This window comes from Actinoplanes couchii (genome assembly GCF_016862075.1).
In the GTDB taxonomy this organism is placed as follows: Bacteria; Actinomycetota; Actinomycetes; order Mycobacteriales; family Micromonosporaceae; genus Actinoplanes; species Actinoplanes couchii.
On the sequence record NZ_BOMG01000040.1, the window covers coordinates 20,717 to 36,982 of the forward strand.

The window sequence follows — 16,266 nt, forward strand, 5'->3', positions numbered from 1 at the left end:
TGGGCTCGGACGCGGGCCGGGCTGCTGCACCTGGCTGGAACCGTCACGCCGGCGGGTCCGTGAACTCGTTGCCGAGCAGGGTCTTGCCGGGCAGATGACCGTTCTCGGCTTCCTCGTGCACTCTCGGCAGATCGGTCACGGGGCGGCGGGCGGCGATGTCGATGCGGAGCCGGCCGGTGGCTGTCAGGGCGAGTATCCCGGCCAGGTCGGTGGGGTCGTTGCGGACGATGAAGGGGTTGGCCCGGAAACCGCCCTGTGGTAGTTCGGTCGCCGGGGTGGTCGCTGAGATCAGTACGCCGCCGGGGCGGATCCGATCGGTCTGCGGCGAGGTCTCGGGGACCAGATGGATCAGGGCGTCGATCGGGTCGGGCGTCGCCGGGTTCACCGAGTGGGCACCCACCCACTCGGCTGCCTGTGCGCTTCTGGGCGAGGTGATCGCGGTGACGTGGGCGCCCGCGTGCCGGGCCGACTGGATGGCGAAGCGGCCGATCGTGCCGGCGCCGTTGACCAGCACGTGCTGGCCACGGTGAGAGCGTCGACGCCCCTGCATCCATCCGGCCGGGCCGGCGTCCTGACCGACCCGGTGACCGGTGCCGCTCTCCGGGCCATGCACCGCGAACCGGCTCATCCCTGGGCGGTCGCCGCGCTGGCCGCCGAGACCGGTCTGTCCCGGGCCCCGTTCGCCCGGCGTTTCACCGAAGCCCTCGGTCAGCCGCCGCTGACCTATCTGACCTGGTGGCGGCTGACCCTGGCAGCCGATCTGCTCCGCACCACCGACCACACCGTCGCAACCGTCAGCGCCCGGGTCGGCTACGCCTCCGAATTCGCTTTCGCCACCGCCTTCAAACGCCGCTCCGGCACCCCACCGGGCCGCTATCGCCGTGACGCCGTGACCCGCGCATCGGCCCGGCGGACGCTGGACGGTCTGGGCCACCGCTGACCTCGCGCGTAGCCACGGGAGGTGTGGTTCGGCGGGACCTGACAGGCGTACCAGAAGAGGGTTTTCAGGATTTTGGGACGTTGTAGCGGTCGCGGATGAAGTGGCCCAGGCGGCTCGCGAAACCGGACAGGGTGATGGCGGCCGGGTGGCGGGAGTCCCAGACCGCTCGCAGCCGGATCGACAGGCGGCGATCGCCCAAGTCCACTGCCAGGGGTATCAGGCCGAAGCGAGGGTCGTCGGAGGCGATGGCGATGCCGCGGCCGGCTGCTGCGAGGGCCTGGGCCACGGTGCCATTGGCCGCATCGATGGGCGACTTATACGATTTGTCGGAAATGGCAACATCCATTGCCTGTCGAGCCGTGAATGCCGGTGGTAACAGGATCAACGGCTCGTCCAGCAGATCGTCCAGCGCCACACTCCCCAGCGAGGCCCACGGATGACCGGCAGGAACGTAAGCCCACACAGGTAACACTGCGAGCGACATTTCGTGAAAAGGCACCGATGCCGGAATCGTCCCGATCGCCAGATCCACCCCCCGGCGCAACACCTCACCGGGCGACGACCCATCCAACCCGACCACGTCAACCGTCGGATCATCCGGCGCCAACGTGGCGATGAACGGCGCCACCACATCGGTCAACGTCACCGTAGGCGCCCCGATGGTCAACCGCTCCAACCGCCCCTGGGCATGAAACGACGCCGCGATCTTGAGCGCATCCGCCCGCTGCAGCAGGTCCCGGGCTTGCGGCAGCAGCGACCGCCCAGTGGCCGACAGTTCGAGACGCCCACTGGCCCGGTCGAATAACCGCACCCCGAGGTCCTTCTCCAACTGCCGGAGCTGCCGGGACAGCCCAGGTTGGGTGAGGTGCAGGCGACTGGCGGCCCCACTGACCGTCCCAGCATCAACCGTTGCTACGAAATAACGGACATGTCGTAGCTCCATCATGCCTCCCAGGCATAGCCAATCTGCCGAGATGGTAATAGACGAGCATGGCATCCCGGCCCGAGACTGGGCAGCGTGAGCATTGAGCAGCAGCGCCGGCTGGTCACCGAACTTCCCGGCCCTCGATCCCAGCAACTGATGGCCCGCAAAGTGTCCGCGGTGGCCGGCGGCGTCGGCACCACGATGCCGGTCTTCGCGGCGGCGGCCGACGGCGGCATCATCGTCGACGTCGACGGCAACCAACTGATCGACCTGGGTTCCGGCATCGCCGTGACCACGGTCGGCGCGGCGAACCCGCGCGTGGTGGCCGCGGTGACCGAGCAGGTGGCGGCGTTCACGCACACCTGTTTCATGGTGACGCCGTACGACGGTTACGTGGCCGTCGCCGAGGCGCTGAACCGGCTCACCCCGGGTGACCACGACAAGCGGACCGCCCTGTTCAACTCGGGCGCCGAAGCCGTGGAGAACGCGGTCAAGATCGCGCGGGCGTACACGAAGAAGGACGCCGTCGTGGTGTTCGACCACGCGTACCACGGCCGGACCAACCTGACGCTGGCGATGACGGCGAAGAACAAGCCGTACAAGCACACGTTCGGCCCGTTCGCCCCCGAGGTGTACCGGGTGGGTGGCTCGTACCCGTACCGCGACAACGAGAGGGACGGCGCGGTCGCCGCCGCCCGCGCGCTGGACCAGATCGAGAAACAGATCGGCGCGGACAACCTGGCCGCCCTGGTCATCGAACCGGTGCAGGGTGAGGGCGGGTTCATCGAGCCGGCGCCCGGGTTCCTGCCGGCGCTGGCCGCGTGGTGCCGGGACAACGGCGTGGTGTTCGTGGCCGACGAGGTGCAGACCGGGTTCGCGCGGACCGGCGACATGTTCGCCTCGGACCGGGAGGGTGTCGCCCCGGACCTGATCGTGACCGCCAAGGGCATCGCCGGCGGACTGCCACTGTCCGCGGTGACCGGGCGCGCCGAGATCATGTCGGCGCCGCACGAGGGTGGCCTGGGCGGCACCTACGGCGGCAACCCGATCGCGTGCGCGGCGGCGCTCGCGGCCATCGAGACGATCGAGCAGGACGGGCTGGTCGAGCGGGCCCGGGAGATCGAGACGCTGGTCAAGGCGCGTCTCGGCAACATCGAAGACGACCGGATCGGTGACATCCGGGGCCGCGGGGCGATGCTCGCCGTCGAGCTGGTCAACTCGGGCGGCACCGAGCCGGACCCGCAGCTGGCCAAGGACGTCGCCAAGGCCGCGCACGCGCAGGGCGTCATCGTGCTGACCTGTGGCACCTACGGCAACGTGCTGCGGTTCCTGCCGCCGCTGACGATCAGTGACGCCCTGCTCGACGACGCTTTCGACGTGCTCGCCGCGGCCTTGGAGGCAACCCGATGACGATCACCGTGCTCAACCCGGCGACGCTGAAAACCGTAGATGTCGTGAAAAACAACGACATCTCGGACGCAACGAAAGCCGTCGACGCCGCCGCAGCAGCGTTCAAGAGCTGGAAGAAGACCCCACCCCGCCGCCGCTCGGAGATCCTGCACCGGGCCTACGAGCTGATGATCCGGGACCGCGCGGAACTGGCGGAACTGATCACCCGGGAGAACGGCAAATCCCTCTCCGACGCGACGGGCGAGGTCACGTACGCCGCCGAGTTCTTCCGCTGGTTCGCCGAAGAGGCGGTCCGCCCCGGCGGCGACTTCGGCGAGTCCCCGGCCGGCGGCACCCGCACCCTGGTCACGCACCGCCCGGTCGGGGTGGCCGCCCTGGTCACGCCGTGGAACTTCCCGGCCGCCATGATCACCCGCAAGATCGGCCCGGCGCTGGCCGCGGGCTGCACCACGGTGGTCAAGCCGGCCGTGGAGACCCCGCTGACCGCGCTGGCCATCGAGAAACTGCTGACCGAGGCGGGCCTGCCGGACGGCGTGGTCACCGTGGTGCCGACGACCGACTCGGTGGGTGTGGTCGGCGCCTGGCTGGACGACCCCCGGGTCCGCAAGATCTCCTTCACCGGCAGCACCCCGGTCGGCCGGGTGCTGCTGCGGCACGCCGCGGACCGGGTGGTGAACTCGTCGATGGAACTGGGCGGGAACGCGCCGTTCGTGGTCGCCGACGACGCCGACCTGGACGCGGCGGTGGCCGGCGCGATGATCGCCAAGTTCCGCAACGGCGGTCAGGCGTGCACCGCGGCGAACCGGTTCTACGTGCACGTGGACGTCGTCGGCGAGTTCGTGGCCCGGTTCGGCGCCGAGGTCGAGAAGCTGACCGTCGGCCCGGCCGCCGACGGCGCGGCGATCGGCCCGCTGATCAGCGAGGCCGCCCTGAAGCGGGTGACCGCGAGTGTGGACGAGGCGGTCGCCGCCGGGGCCCGGATCAGCCACCGGGCGCCGGTTCCGGAGGCGGCCGGCTGGTTCTACCCGCCGACCGTGCTGGTGGACGTGCCGTCGGACGCGCCGATCCTGGCCGAGGAGATCTTCGGGCCGGTCGCCGCGATCACCACCTGGTCGACCGACGAGGAGCTGCTCGAACTGGTCAACGAGAGCGAGTACGGGCTGGCCGCGTACGTCTTCTCCGGCGACCTGCTGCGCGCGCTGCGTCTCGGCGAGGCGATCGACGCCGGCATGGTCGGTGTCAACCGTGGCCTGGTGTCCGACCCGTCGGCGCCGTTCGGCGGGGTCAAGCAGAGCGGCCTGGGCCGGGAGGGCGCCCGCGAGGGCCTGCGCGAGTTCCAGGAGACCCAGTACCTCAGCGTCGACTGGCCCTAGCCGATCCGGGGTGGGTTGTGGTGCGCGAGACACCGCGACCCGCCCCGGCGGTATTGCCCCGGACGGCGAATCGGATAGCGTTGTTACCGATTGGTACGGGGATCTGGAGCGCAACGACATGACACGCTACGTCGCGATCGGCGACAGTTTCACCGAAGGCCTCGGCGACACCCAGCCGGACGGCACCGAGCGCGGCTGGGCCGACCTGGTCGCCGCCGGCCTGGCCGTCTCGCTGGCGGCGAAGGGCGAGACGGTGGAGTATGCGAACCTCGCCATCCGCGGCCGCCTGCTGGCCCCGATCGTCAACGATCAGCTGGAGCGGGCGCTGGCGCTCGACCCGAAACCGACGATGATCTCGTTCAACGGCGGCGGCAACGACATGCTCCGCCGCGGCGTCACCATCGCCCACCTGGTCGACCTGACCGAGCAGGGGCTGCGCCGGATCGGCGACGCGGGTGTGCACGCGGTGGTCCTGAGCGGCGCCGACCCGTCCGATCACATCCCGTTCGGCAGCACGTTCCGCCGTCGCGGCGAGGAGCTGACCGAGGCGGTCGCGGCGATCCTGCCGAAATACGACAACGTCACGTTCGTCGACTGCTTCCGCGACCGCGAGCTGCGCCGCCACGACTACTGGTCCCCCGACCGCCTGCACCTGAACGCCAACGGCCACCGCCGCGTCGCCAGCCTGGTCCTGGCCGGCCTGGGCCACGAGACCGCGGCCCACGTGCTGGACCCGTCCGGCCCCAAGTCGTTCCGCCTGGCAGCCGAGGCCCGCTATTACGGCACCCATGTGCTCCCGTGGATCAACCGCCGCCTGCGGGGCCGTTCCTCGGGTGACAACCGCGACCCCAAGTTCGCGACCTGGACGCCGATAACCGCATAAACCTTTTTTCGGTACGCCACTCATCAGCCCCGCTCCGACCGCGCGAGCCAGGCGGTACTCCGGACCGACCCGCGTCCGCCGGGCCGGATGCGGTGGTTCCGGGCCCGGGGCGCCGTGAGATTTCCGAGTCCGATTCCCGAACCAACGGTCGAGATCCCGCATCACACCGGGTAGATGTCTTCTTCCCGGTGAAAGGAAACCTGATGCGGGTCTTGCCTCTGGCGTTGACGGTTCTGGCTCTGACCGCCTGCACGCCCACACCGGAACGCCTGAGCGGGGAGGCAAAACCGGCGGGCATCACTCCCACGACCACCGCCGTGTCGTCGTCAACGGCCCCGGCACCGTCCGCCACGACTCCGGCATCCGCACCACCGGCGTCGTCACGGCCCCCGTCACCGCCCCCGTCATCGGCGCCGCCACGTTCAGCAGATCCCGTAGAGTCCACTGTCGCCAGCGTGATCCGCCGGACCGACTGGATGAACGTGACCATCGAGAACGTCGACTTCCAGGACCTGGGCGACCTGAGGTTCCGCAACGGCCAGGCGAAGTCCGGCGCGACGACGTGCACGATGCTGCCGTTCGACACCCAGCCGGCCTACGGCGAGTACCTGGCCGAGGAGCCGGCGAACAGCCCCGCCACCGAGGACGCCCTGATCGTGATCGAATGCGGCGCAGCCCCGGCGACCCAGGCGCTGATCCCGGTGCAACTGAGCCACGACGGCAAGGCCCGCCACGCCACCGGCCACATCGAGGCCGACCCGCCCACCAGCCCCGCGAACCGCATGCTGTTCCGCTCGTACAAGATCGTCGACGGAGCGATCAGAGCCGTGGTGCAGCGGACCGACGGCGACACCGAGACCCGCCGCTACCTGTTCGCCGGCGGAACCCGCTGGGAAGAGGCCTGACCCCGGGCTGTTCGCCGGCGGGATCCGCGGGACGAGGCCTGGCCCCGGGCCCGGGGCAGCGGCCCCGGTCCCGGCGGTGGCGATGCGGTCAGCGCAGTTCGGGGAGGACCTTGGTGCCGAACGTCTCGATGAACGGGAGCAGGTCCTGGCCCACGTGGTGCAGGTAGATCCGTTCGAAGCCGAGGTCGTCGTAGCCGCGCAGCCACGCCACGTGCTGTTCCAGGTCGGCGGAGATGTTCACGACCTTGGCCACCTGGTCGACCGTCACGTTCTCGGAGACGACGTCGAACTCCTCGGCGGTGGCCAGGTCCCAGCAGACCGGCGGCACGAAGATGTTGCTGCGCCACTGGTCGTGGGCGATCGACTCGGCCTCGTGCTGGGTGGGCGCCCAGCTCAGGTGCACCTGCAGATTGATCGGGCCGCGACCGCCGGCGTCCCGGTAGGCGGCGATCATCTCGCGCAGGTGCTCCTCGGGCGCGTTCACCGTGACCAGCCCGTCGGCCCATTCGGCGGCGGCGCGGGCGGTCTTCACGCTGACCGCGGCGCCGATCAGCGGGGGCGCGACCGCCGGGCGGGTCCACACCCGGGCCCGGTCCACGGTGACCAGGCCGTCGCGGGACACCTCCCGGCCGTCGAGGAGTTCCCGGATCACGCCGACCGACTCGATCAGCCGCGCGTCGCGGACCTCCTTGCGCGGCCACTTGCCGCCGGTGATGTGCTCGTTGCTGAACTCGCCGGAGCCGAGCGCGGCCCAGAACCGCCCCGGGTACATGCTGCCCAGGGTGCCGATCGCCTGCGCGATGATCGCCGGGTGGTACCGCTGACCGGGCGCGTTCACCACCCCGAACGACAGGTTGGTCGCCTGGAGTGCGGCACCCAGCCAGGACCAGGCGAACCCGGACTGGCCCTGGCGGGTGCTCCACGGCGAGAAGTGGTCGGAGCACATCGCGGCGTCGAACCCGGCGCGCTCGGCGGCGATCACCGCGTCCAGAAGCGCGCCGGGCGGGATCTGTTCATGGGAGGCGTGGATGCCGTACTCGGTCATGCACCGTCCCATACCCACTTTTACTCCGGTGCCACGACCAGGATGCCGAGGCACATCTCGTCGCTGGTGCCCTCGCCCCACACGACGTACCGCGACGGGAGCTGTTTGAGCTGCGGCAACTGCTTGCGCAGGGTCGCGTCGTGGGTGCAGGTGACGCGGACGTTGTCACCCTTGGTGATCTTGACCGGTGTGGCCAGCGGGGTGAGCGCCTGCTCGTCGAAGCTGTACTGCGGCACGTCGAGCAGCGTCTGCGCGCTCGCCGTGCCCGGGTTCAGCTCCATCTTGATCGCCCGGCCCAGCAGGTGCATGTGACCGGCCGCCATGTAGACCGTGCCGCCCTGGTCGATCGGCTGGTCACAGCTCTGGGTGGTGCCCGGTTTCGGCGCGCCGCCGTTGTTGCACCACGCGTTGAGCTGGTTCACCTGCTCCTCGGACGGGGCGCCGAACCGCTTCTTCACGTCGGCGACCGCGGCCGTCCGGTCACACAGCGGCCCGCTGCCACCCGGCTCGCACGGCAGCTCGACCGGCGCCATCACCAGGCCGGTCTCCAACGGTTTGAGGGCGGCCGAGTCAGACAGCCGCATCTGCATGCCGGAGGCGTCCGAACCGGCCGCGCCGTCACCGGCGCCGAGCAGGTTGTAGTGCACCTGCATGACCAGTTTGGACCCGGGCGGCATGGTGAACCCGAAGCCGGCCGGCATCAGGGTCTCGCCGGCGCCGGGCGCCCAGTGCGCCACCCAGGCGGTCTGGCCCTGCACGCCGCTGTCGCCGAAGCAGGTCCAGCCCTCGCCCTCGGACTTGGCGTCGACCTTCGCGGCCTCGCCGGCCTGTGCCGGGTCGAGCCGGTAGAAGATCGCGTGGTGCACCAGCGCCGCGTTCTGCGGTTTGAAGCTGCTGCCGGTCAGGAAGGCCTGCTTGGTCAGTTTCGGGTCGACGAGGAAACAGCGGTACTCGTCGGTGCCGCCGTTCGGGGCCTTCGGTGTGTACGGCGTGGACAGACCGACGTCGACGAACCGCTCCCCGTCACGTAACGGTGTCGGCGGCGGTGCCGAACCGCTGTGGGTGGTGTGTGCGTTGTTCGTGTCCGGCGCGGCGTCCGGTTCGGACTGCGAACCGCACGCCGCGAGCAGCATTACCGCGGCCAGGGCGGCGGCGGTGGCGGGACGGGTGAATCTCATGACGGCCTCCCCAGATGAGAATGGCCTTAATCCTGCCGTCCGCCACCGGCCCCGCATATCTGTAGTAACCCGGACGGGGGCCCATGAATCGATCATCAGGGTCGATTAAGGGTCAGGATCCCGACGGAGCGGTTGTGGTCGGTTCCTGAGCGGGCAACTCCACGGCGGGCTCGGCCGGCGCGGTCATCGCCGGGCCGGGCGCGGGCTCGGAGATCTCGGTGTTCATCGCGAAGGCCGCGAAGAGACAGAACAGCACCACCACGCCGGCGACGGCCAGCGCGCCGGCGATGATCCAGACCGTCTTCGGGTTGCGCCCGGGCGGAGCGGCGACCGGCGGCGGAACGGTCACCCGGGGCAGGTCGGTCTGGGTGTCGGCGGCCGCGACGATGCTCTCCGGGTCGCCGAGCCGGTCCAGGATGGTCCGGATCGACGCCTCGCTGTCCACCTCCGACTCGGAGCGGGCGATCTCGATGTGCTCGCGCAGATCGTTGACCAGTTCCTCACGCCGCGCGGCCGGCAGCCGGATCGCGGCCTGGTCGACCCGTGCCAGGTACACCGCGATCAGGTGATCGGTCTCGGTCATCATCATTTCTCCGTTCCCAGGATGCGGTCGACGCCGCCGCGAAAGGTGACCCACTCGGTGCGGAAGTGGGTGAGAGCCGCCTCGCCGTCCGGAGTCAGGGTGTAGTAGCGCCGGGGTGGCCCGGCCGGTGCCTCGCGCCAGGTGGTGGCGATCCGGCCGTTGCGCCGCAGACGGGAGAGCAGGGGGTACATCGTCCCCTCGCTGGTGGTCATGCCGAGGCCGGCGCTCAGTTGCTGGACCAGCTCGACGCCGTAGAGCTCGCGCTTGTCGAGAAGCGCGAGCACGCAGTACTCGATGGTGCCCCGGCGCAGGGCCGTGGTCAGTGCCGCTTCGTCACTCACGCCGACAAGGTACCTTGCGCCGCAAGGTACGAGCAACAAAGGGGACGACGTGGAACGTGGCGTCGGCCTTCTCGGTTGTCGTGCTGATCGGGTCGATCCGCAGCAGGTAGTTGTATAGTGCCGCAGGTACCGGGTCTGGTCGTAGTACGACTGGAGCCGCTTCAGCACCGCCGACGTGCCCCTCTTGGCCAGCACCCGGGCCTCCTCGGCAGCGGTCAGGTTCAGGATCGACCCGTGCCGCTTGGTGGTGGCGCCCAGATTCGTCGATCGCACCGGCATGTACCCGCGGCCGGTCGCGTACTGGTCGACCCACAGGTGCTACTGAGATTGCAAAAGCATGAGCCCTTCGCGACAGTGCCGGGGCGGTTCACGCGGCGATGTCTCTGACCTTCTTCGGCGGTGAGGGTCTTTCGGCACTGATGACCACAACCCGGAGTTCGTGCGGGAGCCGGAGCTGCCCGCCGGTTATGAATCCTCTTCGCCGGGCTCTGACACGGCGAGCTTGGTGACGCTCGCCAACATCGGGTTGGTGGGTGTGCCGCTGGCCTACACCACGTCGAAGTCCATCCTCGTCACACCGGTCGCGACCGCGTTGGCGATCGTGGCCGCCATCGCCCACATCTTGAGCCGGCGGCGCCGCTGAAAAAGTTCTGGGCGTGCTTTGCACGCCTGGACCTGCTAGCACGGTCTTGTAGCGAACAACGGCTGCGGAGAACCGGCCGGGGCATCACGTGACCACCTTCATCCGGTGGCCGATGCTCGGCCCGGTTGTCCAGGGCCTTTGACAATCAAAGGTTGGGCCCGACCAGGGCTGCGAGAAAAGGAGACCCCGATGAAACAGCAAGAAACCCCGCTCCTACCGCCGGGGCGGAGTAGACCACAGACAGGAGCCCCACATGATGTTCCAGCACCGCCGCCTGTGGCAACCGGGGTTTGATCCCGGCCGCCTCGTCCGGATCGGGTTCCCCGACGGCCAGGCCGAAGGCCGCGACCGCGTGCGGCGGCAGCCCCAACTCGTCGGCGACCTCCTCGGGATGGTTCCGGACGGCGCCGACGAAGACCGTGCCGAGCCCCAGCGACTCCGCCGCGACCACGGCGTTCTGTGCTGCCAGGGCGGTGTCGACGAATCCGATGACGGTGGTCTCCAGATAGTCGGCGCCGTCCACCACGGTGTCGTGCCGCCCGGTCAGTCGGCAGGCCCGGCCCAGGTCGGCGATTCAGACCAGGAACAGTGGCGCCCGGGCGACGAACTCCTGGTTCCCGGCCAGTTTCGCCAGCCGCCGTTTGCGCTCCGGATCCCGGACCGCGACGACACTCCACGCCTGCAGATTGGACGAGGCCGGCGCGGACTGGGCGGCCGCGACAAGCGTGGTCAGCTCCGCCCCGGTGACCTCGCGCGGGCCGAATCGGCGGACCGACCGGTGCGCGAACTGCACCGCCAACACATCGTTGACCAGGGCGCCGGCTTCCGGATCGCCGTACCGTGCGGTGATCGACATGGTCAGATCGCCCCGTCGATGATCGCCAGCTCGTCGTCGGTCAGGGCGGGGAAGGCGAGAGCGCCCAGGTTGTGGTCGAGCTGCCCGGTCGAACTGGCCCCGATCAGCGCCGAGGTGATCTCCGGCCGCCGCAGCACCCACTGCAGGGCCAGTTGGGCGAGGGTCTGACCGCGGTCGGCGGCCAGCTTGTTCAGGATCGTGGCCCGGCGCCGGTACTCGTCGGTGATCTGCTCCGGCTTGAGGAACGCGCTGGTCCGGGCGCGCGCCCCGGCCGGGATCCCGGTGAGGTACTTGTCGGTGAGCAGCCCCTGCGCCAGCGGCGAGTAGACGACCACCCCGAACCCGTCGGCGGTGGCGGTGTCGAGCAGCCCGTTCTCCTCGATGCTGCGGTCCAGGATCGAGTAGCGGGGCTGGTGCACCAGAAGCGGGACTCCGGCCACCCTGAGGAGAGCGGCGATCTCCGCCGTCCGCGCCGGGTCGTAGTTCGAGACACCCACGTAGAGCGCCTTGCCCCGTTGCACCGCCGACACCAGTGCGCCGACGGTCTCCTCGAGCGGCGTCGACAGGTCGGCCCGGTGGTGGTAGAAGACGTCCACGTAGTCGACGCCCAGGTCACGCAGGCTGTTGTCCAGCGACGACAGCAGCGACTTGCGGGAGCCGCCCTGCTGGTAGGGCCCGTCGCCGATCGGGTTGCCGGCCTTGGTGGTGAGGATCAGCTCGTCGCGGTGCCCGGCCAGGTCCCGGCGCAGCACCTTGCCGAAGAACTGCTGGGCGGCGCGGCTCGGGGGGCCGTACCGGTCGGCGTTGTCGAAGTGGGTGATCCCCAGCTCGAAGGCGTGCAACACGATCGCGCGCTGGGTGTCGTACGAGAAATCGGTCCCGAATTTCTGCCACAACCCGAGCGAGAAGACCGGCAGGTCCAGCCCGGAACGACCGGCCCGGCGATATTCGAGATTGTCATAGCGGCTCATCCGGTTAGACTAGCAATCCTATAGAGCGAATAGGAGATGCCGTGAGCCTCGAACTGCTCTGGTACATCCCGAACCAGGCCGACCCCGGGCACCGTGGCGACGACGTCGTCGCGGGTCACAACAGCCTGGACACCCTGACCGAGCAGGCGCTCGCCCTGGAGGAGCACGGTTGGGGCGGCGCCCTCCTCGGCACCGGCTGGGGCCGCCCGGACACCTTCACCGTCGCCACCGCGCTCACCGCCCGCACCACCACGTTCCAGCCGCTCATCGCGATCCGCCCGGGTTACTGGAAGCCGGCGAACTTCGCGGCCGCCGCCGCCACCCTCGATCATCTGTCCGGCGGCCGGGTCCTCGTCAACATCGTCTCCGGCCAGGACAGACTCGCCGCCTACGGGGACGCCGAGGACGACCAGGCGCAGCGTTACGCCCGCACCCGCGAGTTCCTGCAGCTCACCCGCAAGCTCTGGACCGAGGAGAACGTCACCTTCCACGGCGAGCACTTCCGGGTCACCGACTCGACCCTGGCGCTGCGCCCGCCCCGGCCGCCCCGGCTCTACTTCGGCGGCGCGTCCCCGGCCGCCGAACGGGTCGCCGCCGCCGAGGCCGACGTGCAACTGTTCTGGGGCGAGCCCCTGGACGGTGTCGCCGGGCGCATCGACCGACTCAAACAGCTCAGCGGCGAGGTCGGCCGGGACCACGCCCCGCTCGAATTCGGCCTGCGCATCACCACGCTGATCCGCGACACCACCGAACAGGCGTGGGCCGACGCCGAGGCCAAGGTCCAGCAGATGGCCGCCGGCGCGATCGCCCCGAACCGCGACATCCGCACCACCGCGGTCGGCCAGCAGCGCCTCTTCGACCTGGCGGCCCGCGGCGAGGTCCTCGACGACAACCTCTACACGACACCCGGCAGATTCGGCGGCGGCGGCGCGGCCACCACATGGCTGGTCGGCACGGCCGCCGAGGTGGCGCGCTCGCTGCGCAGATACCAGGCGCTCGGCGTCAGCCACTTCGTCCTGTCCGACACGCCGTACCTCCCGGAGATCAAAAGACAAGGAGATCAACTTCTTCCCCTTCTCCGTACGCCCGTCTAAGGCCCTGTCCCGTCCCCGCGACGCAGGCGTGCCCTCCCGGCCGCCCCGCGACCGCCGGGGCACGCCGACGCCGTCGCGGTCACCCCCTGGATCCCCGTGACTGCCGGGGTACGCCGACGCCATCGCGGTCACCCCGTGCGCCGCGCGGCCTGTTCCCGGGCCGAGGTTGGGGGCGCCGTGTTCCGTACCGGCGAATGGAAGAAATGACCGCCCCGGACGCAAATCCGGGGCGGCCGGGCGGTCAGGACTGGGGGAGCACCCGGGCGATCTTGATCGTTGTTGTCGTGCCTCCGGTGGCCGGGTAGGCGGCGCTGCCGTCGGGGTACGACTTGAAGGCCTGGTAGTCGTGATCCTTTGCGGACAGTGACAGGCGGGCGCCTACCGCCTTGCCGGTGGACGCGTCGTAGACCTGGGCGGCCAGGCCGGCGCCGGACTGCCAGGAGAGCAGCATGCGATTCGGGCCGTAGGTGACCAGGTGCGGGTGCTTCGACGCGACTCCGGTCCGGATCGTGGTGGTGGATCTGCCGGTGGTGAACTTCTCCAGGCGGACCGTGCCGCCCTGGCTCCACGCCGTCCAGTAACCCTTCGACTTCGCCAGGATCAGGTCGCCGCCGAACAGGGTGCCGTCGCAGGTGCCGGTGGCCACCGTGCGGTACGGGTTCGGCTGCGCGATCCGGCAATCGTTGTCGGTCGCGCACACGGCGGCGAATCGTTTCGTCCGGGGATCCCAGACGATCCGGGACGTCCACGCGTGGCTGCAACCGACCTCGGCGGCGTCCTTGTGCCCGGCGACCAGGTTGCCGCTCCTGTTCACCACCTGGATCCGGTCGCCCTGGTGGATGTCGACACAGTTGCCGTTCTTCACGGTGATGGCGACGCCGAAGTACGCCGCCCAGTCGGAGCCGTTGGTGGCCAGCCGGCCGTGGTGCTGGTACCACCAGACGAACCGGGCGCCGTCGGAGTAGCCGGTGCGGCTGCCGGTCAGGTTGGTGACCTGGCGCTGCCACACCTGTTTGCCGTTGTTGTCGAAACGGATCATGTGCATGGTGTTGCACGGGCTGGACTCGCCGCCGCAGAGCGGGCCGCTGCCGCAGTTGCCCTTGCGGGTGAGCAGGATGACGCCGCCGGTCGCGTCGGCCTGGACATCCTGCAGGTCGATGCCGGTGAAGCTGGTCGGTGTGCCCACCAGCTTGTCGTCGCAGCCGAGTCGGCCGAGGTGGACCTTGCCGTCGGTGCCGAGCCAGGCCAGCCACGAGGTGCCGTCGGGGCGGGCGGCCAGCGCCATCGGCAGCTTCTCGGTGTCGCCCTCGTTGCCGTAGCCAGTGACCTTGGACGGCAGGCTGACCGTGGTGACCTTGGTGGCCGGCTTGGCGGCGACCGGGCGGGCGCAGCCGCCGGCAGTCGTTTTCGCCCCGGCGACGGCGGAGGCCGAGGCCGGGGCGGAGCCGGAGGCGGCCGGGGTAGCCGGTGCCGAGCCGTTCGCCGGAGCCGCGGCCGCGGAGACCGGGGCCGATGCGGGCAGCGAGCCGTTCGCCGGAGCGGCGGTCTCCTCAGCCGAGGACGACGGCGCGGGTGAGCACGCTCCCATGACAAAAGCGGCAAGTGCGGCAATGGAAGCCGCAAGCAGGGTTCTCCGGGCTCGCATGTCCTTTTCCTCGATTGTTTTAAGTTTTGGTTAGGGGCGTCTTAATCAGCGCTTCATGATCCGCGCATCGACAGACCTTACCGGTCCCCGGCCGCTCATCAAACTGCCACCCGCCTGTCGCCGGACGTCCGTTGTCCCCTTCACCACCTGCGCGGAATCATGCTCGCCAATAGAACCCTCGGAGGACCGATGGCCCGCCCGCGCATTTCCGTAGTCATTCCCGCGTACAACGAAGAATCAATGATCGGCCCGTGCCTGAATGCCGTTCTGGGGCAGTCCCGGCCCGCTGACAAGATCATCGTCGTCGACAACAATTCGACCGACCGGACCGCGGAAATTCTGCGTGAATTCCGGGGGACGGTGATCGTGCTGGACGAGACGCGGCAGGGGGTTCAGCATGCCCGTAACCGGGGACTGAACGCGGCGACCGGGGACGTGATCGTACGGATCGACGCGGACACCCGGCTGCCGAAGGGTCACCTGGCCGCGGTGGAGGACACGTTCAGCGACCCGATGGTGGACGCGGCGACCGGGCCGGTGCAGTACTACGACGTGCCGATGCCGCGGGCGGTGGCCCGGGGCGACGCGCTGGTCCGCAGCATCTGGACGGTGCCGAACGGGCGCCTGGACTGGATCTTCGGCGCGAACATGGCGATCCGCCGGACGGCCTGGGAGACGGTGTCGGCGGGGCTCTGCGACGGCGAGGGTGTGCACGAGGACCTGGATCTGGGCATGCACCTGCGGGCCGGCGGGCACACCGTGCGGTACGAGCGGCGACTGGTGGCCGGGACGTCGTCACGCCGGGTCAAGGGTGACTTCTCCGGGTTCCGGCAGTACCTGCTGATGACCGAGCGCGGGTACTCCCAGCACATCGGCCGTCTGCGCCGGGGGTCGTACGCGCGGGCCTGGATGACCGCGCGGCTGCTGCTGGTGATGTTCCCGGTGCTGCGCTGGCTGCACACCAACCATCACCGGCGCCACGAGCTGCCGATGGTGGTCCGCAAGAACCCGATGGCCGAAGCCGTCGACTGACCGCGATCAGGCGGGTTTGACCTGCGGGTTCACGCCGGGAACGGCGGTCTGGGCGCGCAGGTCGGCCAGGGCCTGCCGGGCGCTGACCGCGCCGTCGGCGGTGAGCCGGTAGAAGCGGCGGGCCGGGCGGCCCTGCTCGGCGGGGTCGATCTCCTCCCAGCGGGCCTCGACCCAGCCGGCGTCCTGGAGGCGGTGCAGGATCGGGTAGAGGCTGCCGCTGGCGAGCCCGGTGGCCTGCATCAGGTCGAGACCGTAGCGGTCCGCTCCGGGGTCGGCGAGGAGCGCGGCGAGAATCCGCGCGGTCGGTACGGTGATCCGCATGCCGCCACTCTATCGGAACTCTACATAGGGTCAAGTCGGAGTCGGCCGCTGAACCGCCGGCGACCTCGCTCACGTAACCAACTCCGTCGGTATCCCCACCCCCGGCCGCCGGCGCACAAAG

General features: G+C 69.9%; 16 protein-coding genes and 2 pseudogenes. 8 read left to right on the forward strand and 10 right to left on the reverse strand.

Going from position 1 to position 16,266, the window contains the following annotated elements; genetic code table 11:
* Window positions 1-43 precede the first annotated feature (43 nt).
* Window positions 44-514 (reverse strand): zinc-binding dehydrogenase, encoded by a 471-nt coding sequence (locus tag Aco03nite_RS13815; protein ID WP_239145138.1) that lies wholly within the window; start codon window positions 512-514, stop codon window positions 44-46.
* A 60-nt stretch (window positions 515-574) separates the two neighbouring features.
* Here Aco03nite_RS13815 and Aco03nite_RS52885 point away from each other — a divergent pair.
* Window positions 575-940, forward strand: a pseudogene (locus Aco03nite_RS52885) (helix-turn-helix transcriptional regulator); the annotation flags it as partial.
* A 64-nt stretch (window positions 941-1,004) separates the two neighbouring features.
* Here the strand turns inward: Aco03nite_RS52885 and Aco03nite_RS13825 are convergent.
* Entirely contained in the window at window positions 1,005-1,886 is an 882-nt protein-coding gene (locus tag Aco03nite_RS13825) for a LysR family transcriptional regulator (RefSeq protein ID WP_239145139.1), read from the reverse strand.
* Between the two features lie 72 nt (window positions 1,887-1,958).
* Here Aco03nite_RS13825 and gabT point away from each other — a divergent pair, with 72 nt between their 5' ends.
* The 4 genes from gabT (at window position 1,959) to Aco03nite_RS13845 (ending at window position 6,436) form a co-directional block, all read left to right on the forward strand.
* A complete protein-coding gene (gene gabT / locus Aco03nite_RS13830) occupies window positions 1,959-3,275 on the forward strand; it encodes a 4-aminobutyrate--2-oxoglutarate transaminase (protein ID WP_203795480.1) in 1,317 nt (438 codons plus the stop codon).
* Window positions 3,272-4,648 (forward strand): NAD-dependent succinate-semialdehyde dehydrogenase, encoded by a 1,377-nt coding sequence (locus Aco03nite_RS13835; protein ID WP_203795481.1) that lies wholly within the window; start codon window positions 3,272-3,274, stop codon window positions 4,646-4,648. Before gabT ends, Aco03nite_RS13835 begins: the two co-directional genes overlap by 4 nt.
* 118 nt (window positions 4,649-4,766) lie before the next feature.
* Window positions 4,767-5,531 carry an SGNH/GDSL hydrolase family protein gene (locus tag Aco03nite_RS13840; RefSeq protein WP_203795482.1) on the forward strand — a complete coding sequence of 255 codons (765 nt, stop codon included), beginning with the start codon at window positions 4,767-4,769 and terminating at the stop codon, window positions 5,529-5,531.
* Window positions 5,532-5,986: 455 nt separating this feature from the next.
* Window positions 5,987-6,436 carry a hypothetical protein gene (locus Aco03nite_RS13845; RefSeq protein ID WP_203795483.1) on the forward strand — a complete coding sequence of 150 codons (450 nt, stop codon included), beginning with the start codon at window positions 5,987-5,989 and terminating at the stop codon, window positions 6,434-6,436.
* An 88-nt stretch (window positions 6,437-6,524) separates the two neighbouring features.
* On the opposite strand, the gene Aco03nite_RS13850 is transcribed toward Aco03nite_RS13845, so the two are convergent.
* The 4 genes from Aco03nite_RS13850 to Aco03nite_RS13865 form a co-directional block, all read right to left on the reverse strand.
* Window positions 6,525-7,481, reverse strand: coding sequence for a TIGR03885 family FMN-dependent LLM class oxidoreductase (locus Aco03nite_RS13850; RefSeq protein ID WP_203795484.1), 957 nt, complete (start codon window positions 7,479-7,481; stop codon window positions 6,525-6,527).
* Between the two features lie 20 nt (window positions 7,482-7,501).
* Window positions 7,502-8,659, reverse strand: a complete 1,158-nt coding sequence (locus Aco03nite_RS13855) for a monooxygenase (protein WP_203795485.1) — start codon at window positions 8,657-8,659, stop codon at window positions 7,502-7,504.
* A 112-nt stretch (window positions 8,660-8,771) separates the two neighbouring features.
* Window positions 8,772-9,242 (reverse strand): HAAS signaling domain-containing protein, encoded by a 471-nt coding sequence (locus tag Aco03nite_RS13860; RefSeq protein ID WP_203795486.1) that lies wholly within the window; start codon window positions 9,240-9,242, stop codon window positions 8,772-8,774.
* 2 nt (window positions 9,243-9,244) lie between these two features.
* Window positions 9,245-9,583, reverse strand: a complete 339-nt coding sequence (locus tag Aco03nite_RS13865) for a PadR family transcriptional regulator (RefSeq protein WP_203795487.1) — start codon at window positions 9,581-9,583, stop codon at window positions 9,245-9,247.
* Window positions 9,584-10,088: 505 nt separating this feature from the next.
* On the opposite strand from Aco03nite_RS13865, the gene Aco03nite_RS13870 reads away from it, so the two are divergent.
* On the forward strand, window positions 10,089-10,226 hold the full coding sequence (locus Aco03nite_RS13870) for a hypothetical protein (protein WP_203795488.1): 138 nt from the start codon (window positions 10,089-10,091) through the stop codon (window positions 10,224-10,226).
* A 145-nt stretch (window positions 10,227-10,371) separates the two neighbouring features.
* Here the strand turns inward: Aco03nite_RS13870 and Aco03nite_RS13875 are convergent.
* A pseudogene (locus tag Aco03nite_RS13875) lies at window positions 10,372-11,082 on the reverse strand (nitroreductase family protein).
* Window positions 11,083-11,084: 2 nt separating this feature from the next.
* The gene (locus Aco03nite_RS13880; protein ID WP_203795489.1) at window positions 11,085-12,053 is read right to left on the reverse strand and encodes an aldo/keto reductase; all 969 of its coding nucleotides are present in this window, start codon (window positions 12,051-12,053) and stop codon (window positions 11,085-11,087) included.
* Window positions 12,054-12,094: 41 nt separating this feature from the next.
* On the opposite strand from Aco03nite_RS13880, the gene Aco03nite_RS13885 reads away from it, so the two are divergent.
* Window positions 12,095-13,147, forward strand: a complete 1,053-nt coding sequence (locus tag Aco03nite_RS13885; RefSeq protein WP_203795490.1) for an LLM class flavin-dependent oxidoreductase — start codon at window positions 12,095-12,097, stop codon at window positions 13,145-13,147.
* A gap of 241 nt (window positions 13,148-13,388) precedes the next feature.
* On the opposite strand, the gene Aco03nite_RS13890 is transcribed toward Aco03nite_RS13885, so the two are convergent.
* The gene (locus tag Aco03nite_RS13890; protein WP_203795491.1) at window positions 13,389-14,792 is read right to left on the reverse strand and encodes a hypothetical protein; all 1,404 of its coding nucleotides are present in this window, start codon (window positions 14,790-14,792) and stop codon (window positions 13,389-13,391) included.
* A 189-nt stretch (window positions 14,793-14,981) separates the two neighbouring features.
* On the opposite strand from Aco03nite_RS13890, the gene Aco03nite_RS13895 reads away from it, so the two are divergent.
* The gene (locus Aco03nite_RS13895; RefSeq protein WP_203795492.1) at window positions 14,982-15,824 is read left to right on the forward strand and encodes a glycosyltransferase family 2 protein; all 843 of its coding nucleotides are present in this window, start codon (window positions 14,982-14,984) and stop codon (window positions 15,822-15,824) included.
* A gap of 6 nt (window positions 15,825-15,830) precedes the next feature.
* On the opposite strand, the gene Aco03nite_RS13900 is transcribed toward Aco03nite_RS13895, so the two are convergent.
* Window positions 15,831-16,145 (reverse strand): PadR family transcriptional regulator, encoded by a 315-nt coding sequence (locus Aco03nite_RS13900; RefSeq protein ID WP_203795493.1) that lies wholly within the window; start codon window positions 16,143-16,145, stop codon window positions 15,831-15,833.
* Window positions 16,146-16,266: the final 121 nt, after the last annotated feature.